Origin of the sequence: Duganella sp. OV510 (assembly GCF_900100205.1) — a bacterium.
Lineage (GTDB): Bacteria > Pseudomonadota > Gammaproteobacteria > Burkholderiales > Burkholderiaceae_D > Rugamonas.
The window spans coordinates 106,664-116,878 of sequence record NZ_FNEQ01000015.1 but is presented as its reverse complement, the minus strand read 5'-3'; the positions used below and the strand labels follow the sequence as shown (position 1 = coordinate 116,878).

General features: G+C 61.2%; 9 protein-coding genes. 3 read left to right on the top strand and 6 right to left on the bottom strand.

Translation table 11 applies throughout. From position 1 onward, the window contains the following. Positions 1–122: 122 nt before the first annotated feature. Both ppa and BLS51_RS28370 read right to left on the bottom strand, forming a co-directional pair. The gene (ppa, locus tag BLS51_RS28375) at positions 123–659 is read right to left on the bottom strand and encodes an inorganic diphosphatase (protein WP_090192209.1); all 537 of its coding nucleotides are present in this window, start codon (positions 657–659) and stop codon (positions 123–125) included. Positions 660–867: 208 nt separating this feature from the next. Next, a complete protein-coding gene (locus BLS51_RS28370) occupies positions 868–1,188 on the bottom strand; it encodes a hypothetical protein (RefSeq protein WP_139168814.1) in 321 nt (106 codons plus the stop codon). A gap of 226 nt (positions 1,189–1,414) precedes the next feature. Between BLS51_RS28370 and BLS51_RS28365 the strand changes: the two genes are divergently transcribed. Together BLS51_RS28365 and BLS51_RS28360 are read left to right on the top strand one after the other, a co-directional pair. Next, a complete protein-coding gene (locus BLS51_RS28365; protein WP_090192211.1) occupies positions 1,415–2,476 on the top strand; it encodes an MBL fold metallo-hydrolase in 1,062 nt (353 codons plus the stop codon). 69 nt (positions 2,477–2,545) lie between these two features. Further along, positions 2,546–2,944 carry a hypothetical protein gene (locus tag BLS51_RS28360; protein WP_090192212.1) on the top strand — a complete coding sequence of 133 codons (399 nt, stop codon included), beginning with the start codon at positions 2,546–2,548 and terminating at the stop codon, positions 2,942–2,944. A gap of 136 nt (positions 2,945–3,080) precedes the next feature. Here the strand turns inward: BLS51_RS28360 and BLS51_RS28355 are convergent, their stop codons facing one another. The 4 genes from BLS51_RS28355 to hemC are packed head-to-tail and all read right to left on the bottom strand — an operon-like array spanning position 3,081 to position 7,228. After that, entirely contained in the window at positions 3,081–4,277 is a 1,197-nt protein-coding gene (locus BLS51_RS28355; RefSeq protein ID WP_090192213.1) for a heme biosynthesis protein HemY, read from the bottom strand. A 2-nt stretch (positions 4,278–4,279) separates the two neighbouring features. Next, positions 4,280–5,437: a uroporphyrinogen-III C-methyltransferase gene (locus BLS51_RS28350; RefSeq protein ID WP_090192214.1), complete on the bottom strand. Its 1,158-nt coding sequence runs from the start codon at positions 5,435–5,437 to the stop codon at positions 4,280–4,282. Then, positions 5,434–6,213, bottom strand: coding sequence for a uroporphyrinogen-III synthase (locus tag BLS51_RS28345; RefSeq protein ID WP_090192215.1), 780 nt, complete (start codon positions 6,211–6,213; stop codon positions 5,434–5,436). Before BLS51_RS28345 ends, BLS51_RS28350 begins: the two co-directional genes overlap by 4 nt. A gap of 7 nt (positions 6,214–6,220) precedes the next feature. Further along, on the bottom strand, positions 6,221–7,228 hold the full coding sequence (gene hemC / locus BLS51_RS28340; protein ID WP_090192321.1) for a hydroxymethylbilane synthase: 1,008 nt from the start codon (positions 7,226–7,228) through the stop codon (positions 6,221–6,223). Positions 7,229–7,390: 162 nt separating this feature from the next. On the opposite strand from hemC, the gene ppc reads away from it, so the two are divergent. Next, positions 7,391–10,204: a phosphoenolpyruvate carboxylase gene (gene ppc / locus BLS51_RS28335; RefSeq protein ID WP_090192216.1), complete on the top strand. Its 2,814-nt coding sequence runs from the start codon at positions 7,391–7,393 to the stop codon at positions 10,202–10,204. The last annotated feature ends 11 nt before the right edge of the window (positions 10,205–10,215 follow it).

Sequence of the window (10,215 nt, the reverse complement as noted above, 5' to 3'; positions counted from 1 at the left end):
GGTAAAGTTAAGTTTTGTTGGTCGCACAACAAGTCTAACTTTTCTTCACCGCTTTCTCATTTCTAGATGCATTTCACAGAAATCCGTGAAGAGCCATAAAAAAGCCCCTTGCGGGGCTTTCATTATGCTTGCTCTTTATTGTAGTTGGCGACGCCAGCCAGAATTTCTTCCTTGGCGGCTTCCGGGCCGTGCCAGCCTTCGATCTTGACCCATTTGCCTTTTTCCAGGTCTTTGTAGTGCTCGAAGAAGTGCTGGATCTGGCGCAGGCGCAGTTCGTTCAGATCTTCCGGCTTCTGCCAGTGGCTGTAGATCGACAGCACTTTGTCGACTGGAACGGCCAGCACTTTGGCGTCTTCACCGGCTTCGTCGGTCATCTTCAGCACGCCGATAGGACGGCAGCGCACCACAACGCCTGGGATCAGCGGGAACGGGGTGATGACCAGCACGTCCACTGGATCGCCGTCGGCCGACAGGGTGTTCGGCACATAGCCATAGTTGCATGGGTAGTGCATGGCGGTGCCCATGAAACGGTCGACGAAGATCGCGCCCGATTCCTTGTCCACTTCATATTTGATCGGATCGGCGTTCATCGGGATTTCGATGATCACGTTGAAATCGTTCGGCACGTCTTTACCGGAAGACACTTTGTTCAGGCTCATGGATTTTCCTCTGTTTGAAGGCTGTGTTTAACCGCGACATTATATCCAAACGACCGGCTGGATGGCAGGACTTCTGCAAACTGGTGTAGGCCATGGACCTGCTTTTTCGTTGATCTGGCAACATCATAATGTCAGCACCGTGGCCTTCGGCCTCCTTCAGCGTGCCCTCGATTCCATTATCGGTCAAACAAGCTATGAAATGCAGTTCCTACGATCTGCTCATGAATACCGCAAAGGGAATCATGAAGAAATCGGAAACAGCTGCTTTGACAGACTTCGATGGGAATTCGATCACTTCCTTGCCGCGCTTTAGACGGATGTTGTTCGCTAACTCATGAATGTCACTGACCTCTTTTCCATGCAGGAGCTTGCCGTTCATACCACCCATCATGCCGGCGGCATCAATAGTATCCAAGTCACCGAAATAAACCCTTTTCTGATCCAGATTCATGTAAAGCATCTGCTTCTGCATCGAAGCTTTCACGGTGTATTGATCTTCCGCATTCCAATCGAAGTCGATGAAAGCCATGAAAGAGCAAAAAATAAAGTAGATAAAAAAGGCTGTTGATATTTTTTTCATAGGTAGTTTGAATAAATTTGGACGGTATTTGATGCATGACAACGATAACAAATTTTCCACATGGAAATAATCACACATTATCACACCGCCTTTCTTCTATCACTTTGAGTTGATTACACGAAGCACAGGGAGACATTTGTTATGATGACGGCTGCCCTTATTCAGATAACGAATTATGATTTTCCGCCAACTGTTCGATCCGGCTTCCTCCACCTATACCTACCTGCTGGGTGATGGGGGTGAGGCGTTGCTGATCGATCCGGTCTACGAGCAGGTGCCACGCGACCTGGCGCTGGTGCAGGAGCTGGGCCTGAAGCTGGTCGCCACGCTGGATACGCATGTGCACGCCGATCACGTCACCGGCGCCTGGCGCTTGCGTCAGCGCAGCGGCAGTCGCATTGCTATCTCGGCGGCCGCTGGCGCCAACGGGGCCGATGCCGGCTTGCGGCATGGCGACCGTATCGCCTTCGGCACGCGCCACCTGAATGTGCGCGCCACGCCCGGCCACACCAGCGGTTGCCTGACGTATGTGCTGGATGATGAGAGCATGGCCTTCACCGGCGATAGTCTGCTGATACGCGGCTGCGGCCGCACCGACTTCCAGCAAGGCAGTCCGCAGCAGCTGTTTGCCTCGGTACACGAGCATATACTCAGCCTGCCAGGCGCGTGCCTGCTCTACCCTGGCCACGACTATCGGGGCATTACTGTCACCAGCGTGGCGGAGGAGCGCCGCTACAATCCGCGCCTAGGCGGCGAGGTCGACGTGGGCGATTTCAGCGGCCATATGAATAATCTGAACCTGCCGCATCCCAAGCTGATGGCGGTGGCGGTGCCGGCCAATCTGCGTTGCGGCAAGCCGGACGGTGATGCGCCGACCGACACGCCGACGTGGGCGCCGTTGACCTTGCGTTTCAGCGGCGTGTGGGAAATCGAGCCGATGGCGCTGCTGGAGCAGCAGGATCAGGTGCAGATCGTGGATGTGCGCGAGGCGCCGGAATTCATCGACCAGCTGGGGCACCTGCACGGCGCCACGCTGGTACCGCTGTCGCAGCTAACCGAACGCATGGGCGAGTTCGACAAGGAGCGACCGATCGTCGCCGTCTGCCGCTCCGGCGTCCGCTCCGCGCAAGCCAGCGTGATACTGACCAAGGCCGGCTTCAACAAAGTCGCCAACCTTGCTGGCGGCATGCTGCGCTGGAAACTCGAAGGCTTCCCCGCCAAATCTGATCCCACGTGAGCCAGCGCAAACGCGCTGAGGTGCGCCCGACCTAGACTACAGGTTTAGCGCACCGCCGAGGTTCCGCTCATGATTTCCTCGAACAACAAATGGCTGATCCACACCCTGCTGGTCGGACTCATTCCCATCTTGTTGCGATTGCTGGCCTCCGCAGCTGCTAGCACGGGAAAGGTGGAGCCACTCGCGGCAGCAGATTTCATCACGCTGGGCTTGATTGTGCACGTCTCAATTCTCAACGAGATGGAGCACCTGCTGATACGCGAACCAGCGTTGAAAGCGCTGCTGACCGGCGCATCTATTGCTCTCATCACCCTTTACGGCACGCTTTACGCGCTCACAATGTTAGGCGAGCGGAGCCCGGAACTAATTAACCAAAGATTTGTCCTACTCGTCAGTGTCACGTTATGTGCTGGATCAGCCACGTTCGGCCTAGGACTATTTCAGTTTTCGAAGCGGAGGCGCTCATGAAACCCTTGGATATCTATCTTTTTCTTATTCTTGGACTACACCTGACAACCTGTGCAGGAGCCCTCATCTACATGCGTCGCTATATGAAGAAGAAATATCCGGATAAGAAAACGGCCGGTGAGGACCGGCCATCTGTTTAGAGGATGGTTGCCAGTGCGCACTGGCGGTAGTGGTTGGCCGCTTCTTCCTGCTGGCCCAGCGCTTCGTGCAGCTGGGCGAGTTTGAGGTGCGATTCACGTACCATGCGCGAGTCGGAGGCGTCCGATAGCGCTTGTTCCAGGTAGCGCTGGGCTTTGCCCCACAGTTTTTGTTTCAGGCACAGCGAACCCAGCGTCAGCGCCAGCTCGGCGTCGGTCGGACGGGTGTTGGCCCAGTTCTCGCAATGCTCGATCTGCATCAGCAGCGCGGCCGAACCGGCCGGCGCGGCGGCTTCGCGGTAGGTCCGCACCACGCGGTCGTCCCAGTCGGCGGCCAGCGATTCTTCAGCGACCCGGCGCGCTTCGTCGTGCAGGCCGCGCGCGTTCAACGCGGTGGCCGCGCGACAGGCGACATAAGGCTTGATGCGGTCGGCGGTCGGCACCGTCGCCCACACCCGCAGCAGCGACTCCGCATCGTGGCTGACGTCCGACAGCAGGTCGTCATAAGCCAGCTCACGCAGACGCGACGACAGCGCCGGGTGCAGCGCACGGTGCTTGTCCAGCGAGCGGACCAGGCGCAGCACTTCCGGCCAGTTCTTGGCCTGCTGCTGCGCTTTCAGCGACATCTGCAAGGCGTGGATGTGGCGCGTGCCGCTGGCGTTCAGTTCACGCACCGCTTCCAGCGCCGCTTCCGGCTGGTGATCGTCGACCAGCAATTCGGTCATCGTCATCAGGCGCGCGGTTTTCATGCTGTTGTCGTCGACCAGCTTGTTCAGCCATTGGTCGCGGCGCGCCGACTGGCGCATGCGGTGCGCGGCGCGGGCGCCGATCAGCGCTGCCACGCCAGCATTTTCCGCCAGTTCGGAGGCGCGCGCGGCGGCCTTCTCTGCATGGCCGAAGCGGCCTTCGAACAGCGCTTTCAGCGCTTCACGCAAGCCCTTGTTGCCATCGCGCTCGCGTTTCTGTTGACGGTAGGCAGCCACTTTGCCTGGCATCCTGACCGTGGCGCGGAAGGCGCGGATCACCACGTACAGGAAGGCGAACAGCGCCACTTCCAGCACCACGAAGAAGTTCAGCGACAGGTCAAAACGGTATGGCGGATAGAACAGCACCACATTGCCCGGATTAAAGCGCGCCGTCACGGCAATACCGATGGCGGCGGCCATCATGGCGACTAGCCAGAGGAATAAACGCATGGTTATGGCTTCGCTTTGTAGTTGCGCACGGCGTTCAGGCTATCCGACAGCGTCGGCATCTCGATCGCCAGGTTGCTGCTCTGCACCTGGCGCAGCAGCGCCTGCACGGTCTGGGTCGAGCGCGCGCGGGTGTCGAAATACTTGTTCAGCGCTTCTTGCGCCGCGATCAGGTCGGCACGGAAGGCACCTTCGTTACGCGAGAGCAGCGCCATGCGCGCATTCAGCAGGCGCAGCTTGAGGTTTTCGCGCATGAAGTAAGCCTGGGTTGGCGACATCATCAGCGCTTCCGGCGTGTCGACATTGCGCACGCGGATCAGCTGGCGCACATCGGTCCACATTTCGGTACTCCAGCCGGTCCAGCCGTCCTGCAGCGATTGCAGCCACGGATTGGTCACCGGTTCCTCGATCTTGACCGGCTTGCCCTGCTTGTCATGCGCAACCTTGGCCGGCCTGGCTTTCTTTTCAGCCGGCGCCGGCAGCGTCGGTTTTTCGTCCGACAGCATCGGCAGCGTATCGATTTGCGCGATGGCGTTGTCCAGGCGCAGCGCCACGCCGACCGAGTCCACGCTTGGCAGCGCCTTCAGCTTGTCGGTGTCGCGCGCGATGGCACGGCGGATGGTGATGAATTGCGGCTTGTCGGAGCGCGACAGGCTGCGGTCGGCATTCTGCAGCGCGATCAGCGCGCCCGGCACGTTGCCAGCCAGTTGCAGCTGCTGCGACGCCGTCGACAGCACTTGTTCGATTTCGGTCAACGCCCATTCGTCGCGGTTCTTCGACAGATCCTGGTACAGCTGCTCCAGCGCCAGTTGCTGGCTTTGCGCTTCCTGCTGCTTGCTTTCCAGCAGCGCCACCTTGGTTTGCAACTCCTTGGTGCTTTCCTGCACATTGCGCACCAGGGTGCCGGTATCGGCATTGATGGCGTCGCCCTTCTGCAGGCGCATCGCCATTTCCTCGCGCAGCTTGTTGACGCGCGCGTGCGACGACCAGGTCTGCGCGGCCAGCATAATCAGCAGCATGGCGATGCCCGCCAGCAGCACTTGCGGCTGCTGCAAGGTCTCAAGCAAGCTCTGTTCAGGCTGCGACGATGGTGGCGCAGGCGGGATCTCGCTGGCCTTGGCGGACGAGACAGCTGGGTCAGGTAATGTAGGCAAATCGTTCATAGGCGTGATTGTAACGCGGCCAGCAGGCGTTCGTCGCCTGATCCTGTGAGCGTCAGCTTGGAAAATCCTAAATTATTTGCCGTTTCGGCAATTCGGGCATGTGGCACGATCAAATGCTGCTGTTGCATAGCTACAACGCTATTGTGCTGCATCGCGTCAGTATGCTGCAAGTCAACTTTTGCCAGAAGGTTGCACAGACCACGCAACGCCTCGGAACTGGTGATGATCCAGTCGTTTTGCTGCGCCAGCAAACGCCGCAGCGTGGCGACCAGTTCGGGCGTCAGTGCCGGCACCGAGCGGCGATAGGCCGGCACCACGTCAACCACGGCGCCGGCGGCGCGCAGGCCGTCGGCCATCAGCTCGCGGCCGCTCTCGCCACGGATAATCAGCACCGGCTTGCCGCTCAGCGCAGCGAGGTCCAGCGTTTGCAGCAGGTGCTCGGAATCGCTGTGGGCGCTGTCAGCCGGACTGACGATGTCCGCCACGCCATGCGCGGCCAGCGCTGCGCGGCTGCCTTCGCCCACCACGGCTGCGGTCACGCCGGCCGGCCATTGCCGGATATGCGCGAAGGCGGCATCCACCGCGTTGGGCGAGACGAAAGCCACCATCGCGTACTGGTCCAGCCGGGCCAGTGCCGCCCGCAGCGGCGTCTGGTCGGCCAGCGGGGCGATTTCCAGCAACGGCAAGATTTCGACTTCACGGCCCAGCGCGGCAACGCGCTGCGCCAGCGCTGTGGCTTGCGCCAGCGGACGGGTGATGACGACGGCGCCGGTCATCCCCGGATCACGCGCCCGGCTTGGGAGCATCGGCCAGCGTGGCCGAACGGGCGTCGGCCTCGGCTTGCGCCGCTTCGCTCAGGCACGACGACAGAATGTCTTCCGCGTCCTGCGCACGCAGCAACTCGGCCACTTGCGCGCCCAGCGCTTCCGGGTCGGCTGCGGCGCCGCGCACTTCGGCGCTGGCGACACGCAGGCCATCCGGCGTGGCGACCATGGCGCGCAAGTGCATCTCATCGCCATCGACGGTAGCGAAGGCCGCCAGCGGCACCTGGCAGCTGCCGCCAAATACTTTCGACACCTTGCGCTCGGCGGTCACGGCTTGCGCGGTGGCTGTATGGTTCAGCGGCGCCAGGATGGCCATCAGATCGAGGCCATCGCTGCGCTCGGCGATTTCAATCGCCATTGCACCCTGGCCGGCGGCCGGCAGGCTGTGGGCCGGGTCCAGCAAGGCGCGGATGCGTTGCGGCAGGCCCAAACGTTTCAGGCCGGCGGCGGCCAGGATGATGGCCGCGTAGTCGCCCCGATCCAGCTTGCCGAGGCGTGTATCCAGATTACCACGCAGCGGTTTGATCACCAGTTGCGGGTAGCGCGCGGCGATCAGCGCCTGGCGGCGCAGGCTGCTGGTGCCGACAATCGCGCCGGCCGGCAGCTCGTCAAGCGAGACGTAATCGTTGGAAACGAAGGCGTCGCGCGGGTCTTCGCGCTCCAGTACGGCGGCCAGCGCAAAGCCTTGCGGCAGCTCCATCGGCACGTCCTTCAGCGAATGCACGGCCAGGTCGGCGCGGCCTTCTGCCATCGCCACTTCAAGTTCTTTAACAAACAATCCTTTGCCGCCCACTTTCGACAATGTGCGATCCAGAATTTGATCGCCACGGGTCGTCATTCCGACAATTTTGACATCGCACTGAGGATATAATAATGCCAAGCGATCACGAACGTGCTCGGCCTGCCACATGGCAAGTCGCGATTCACGCGAGGCGATCACCAATCTGGATGGGAGATGCTGTACCACTTCGGATGTTTTCAAAACCAGTTCTTTCGCTGTAGCTGACGCTAACCGGCGCAAGCCAGTACCACGCGCGTGTTTAAGATTACAAATTTTAGCATGCTCACCCTGCAGAACCGGGCCACAAGCCCATGCACCTATCTTTTTTACCTCTTTGTGGCTTAACACATGGCAAATCAACCTAGTGCATTCAACGAACCAACTGCTGAACAACCGGGCGTCGATAAAGACGCGCCTCTGAAAGAAGACATTCGCTTATTAGGTCGCCTGCTGGGCGACGTGCTGCGCGACCAGGAAGGCGAGGAAGTCTACGCCGTGGTCGAAACCATCCGGCAGACCGCCGTGCGCTTCCGCCGCGAAGCCGACGCCGGCGCCGCCAAGGAACTGGATGGCATGCTGAAAATCCTGACCAAGGAGCAAACCATTTCGGTGGTACGCGCCTTCTCCTACTTCTCGCACCTGGCGAATATTGCGGAAGACCAACATCACATCCGCCGCCGCCGCGCGCACCTGCTGGCCGGTTCCAATCCGCAGCAAGGCAGCGTCAACTACGCGCTGTGCAAGCTGAAGCAAGCCGGCGTCCAGCAGCAGACGGTATCCACCTTCTTCCAGGACGCGCTGATCTCGCCGGTGCTGACCGCCCACCCGACCGAGGTGCAGCGCAAATCCATCCTGGACGCCGAGCACGACATCGCCCGTCTGCTGGCCGAGCGCGACCTGCCGCTGACGCCGAAGGAAACCGCCGCCAACCAGCACCTGCTGCGCGCACGCATCGCCACCCTGTGGCAGACCCGCATGCTGCGCTACTCCAAGCTGACCGTGGCCGATGAAATCGAGAACGCCCTGTCCTATTACCGCATCACCTTCCTGCGCGAACTGCCAGGGTTGTACGATGACATCGAGCAGGATATCGCCCACCATTACGGCGAGAGCGTGCAGATCAACGCGCCATACGTGCAGATGGGCAGCTGGATCGGCGGCGACCGCGACGGCAATCCCAATGTCAACGGCAACACCATGTCGCACGCGCTGACGCGGCAGGCCACCACCATCCTCGACTTCTACCTCGAAGAAGCGCACACGCTGGGCGCCGAACTGTCGATCTCGACGCTGATGATCGCCTGCTCGCCGGAACTGCAGGCGCTGGCCGACCAGTCGCCGGACACCTCCGACCACCGCGCCGATGAACCGTATCGCCGCGCGCTGATCGGCATCTATGCGCGCCTGGCGTCGACCGCGCGCGCACTGGGCGCCACCAACATCCTGCGCAAGGAAGTCGGCCATGCCGAACCGTATGCCGATGCGCGCGCCTTCGCCGCCGACCTGCAAGTGCTGGTCGACTCGCTCAACGCCAACCACGGCAGCGTGCTGGTGCAGCCGCGCCTGTCGACGCTGAAACGCGCGGCCGACATCTTCGGCTTCCACCTGGCGTCGCTGGACATGCGCCAGTCGTCAGACATCCACGAGCGCGTGCTGGCCGAACTGTTCGCCAAATCCGGCGTACAGGCCGACTATGCCGCGCTGGACGAAGACGCCAAGGTCAAGCTGCTGCTGAGCGAACTGGGGCAACCGCGCCTGCTGAATTCGCCTTACGTCAGCTATTCGGCCGAGACGGTATCGGAACTGGGCGTGCTGCGCGCGGCGCGCGAGATCCGTGCCCGCTATGGCGCGCGGGCGATCCGCAACTACATCATCTCGCACACCGAAACCGTGTCCGACCTGCTGGAAGTGCTGCTGCTGCAAAAAGAGCTGGGCCTGCTGCGCATCGCCGAGAAAGAGCTGGACCTGATGGTGATCCCGCTGTTCGAAACCATCCCCGACCTGCAACGCGCCTCCGGCATCATGGAAGCGGTCATGGCGATCCCGCTGGTGAAGGAACTGATCGCCAAGCAGGGCCAGATCCAGGAAGTCATGCTGGGTTATTCGGACTCCAACAAGGACGGCGGCTTCCTCACCTCCAACTGGGAACTGTACAAGGCCGAAACCAACCTGGTGACCGTGTTTGAAAAAGCCGGCGTCAAGCTGCGGCTGTTCCACGGCCGTGGCGGCACCGTCGGCCGTGGTGGCGGCCCGTCGTACGACGCCATCCTGGCGCAGCCGCACGGCACGGTCAACGGCCAGATCCGCCTGACCGAACAGGGCGAGATCATCGCGTCGAAGTTCTCCAACAAGGACATCGGCCGCCGCAACCTGGAACTGCTGGTGGCGGCGACGCTGGAAGCCAGCCTGCTGCCGCAGCCGGAAGACTCCGGGCACAGCCAGCAGCTGCGCCAGTTCGAAACCATCATGGCCGAGATTTCCGATCGCGCCTACAAGGCTTACCGCAACCTCGTCTATGAAACCCCTGGCTTCACCGACTACTTCTTCACCGCCACGCCGATTGCCGAGATCGCCGAGCTGAACCTGGGTTCGCGCCCGGCCTCGCGCAAGTCGACCAAGCGGATCGAAGACCTGCGGGCGATTCCATGGGGCTTCTCGTGGGGCCAGTGCCGTTTGCTGCTGCCGGGCTGGTACGGTTTCGCCAGCGCCATCGGCGGCTGGATTGCCGACGGCGACAAGGCCGAGCGCCTGGCGCAGCTGCAAGCAATGTTCAAGCACTGGCCGCTGTTTGCCACGCTGCTGTCGAACATGGACATGGTGCTGGCCAAGACCGACCTGGCGATCGCCTCGCGCTATGCCGAGCTGGTGCAGGACAAGGAACTGCGCGAGCGCATCTTCAAGCGCATCACCGAAGAGCACGCGAACACGCTGGACATCCTGGAAAGCATCACCGGCGCCAATGAACGCCTGGCCGGCAATCCGCTGTTGGCGCGTTCGATCCAGAACCGCTTCGCCTACCTCGATCCGCTGAACCACTTGCAGGTGGAGCTGATCAAGCGCCACCGCGCGCTGTCCGCGGAAAGCAAGGCGGACGAACGGGTGCATCGCGGCATTCACTTGTCAATTAATGGTGTCGCGGCAGGTTTGCGCAACACCGGCTAAGCAGCCAACGC

Coding starts and splice junctions, on each gene's coding strand:
- ppa (WP_090192209.1), bottom strand. CDS start 659: ATGAGCCTGAACAAAGTGTCTTCCGGTAAAGACGTGCCGAACGATTTC.
- BLS51_RS28370 (WP_139168814.1), bottom strand. CDS start 1,188: ATGGCTTTCATCGACTTCGATTGGAATGCGGAAGATCAATACACCGTG.
- BLS51_RS28365 (WP_090192211.1), top strand. CDS start 1,415: ATGATTTTCCGCCAACTGTTCGATCCGGCTTCCTCCACCTATACCTAC.
- BLS51_RS28360 (WP_090192212.1), top strand. CDS start 2,546: ATGATTTCCTCGAACAACAAATGGCTGATCCACACCCTGCTGGTCGGA.
- BLS51_RS28355 (WP_090192213.1), bottom strand. CDS start 4,277: ATGCGTTTATTCCTCTGGCTAGTCGCCATGATGGCCGCCGCCATCGGT.
- BLS51_RS28350 (WP_090192214.1), bottom strand. CDS start 5,437: ATGAACGATTTGCCTACATTACCTGACCCAGCTGTCTCGTCCGCCAAG.
- BLS51_RS28345 (WP_090192215.1), bottom strand. CDS start 6,213: ATGACCGGCGCCGTCGTCATCACCCGTCCGCTGGCGCAAGCCACAGCG.
- ppc (WP_090192216.1), top strand. CDS start 7,391: ATGGCAAATCAACCTAGTGCATTCAACGAACCAACTGCTGAACAACCG.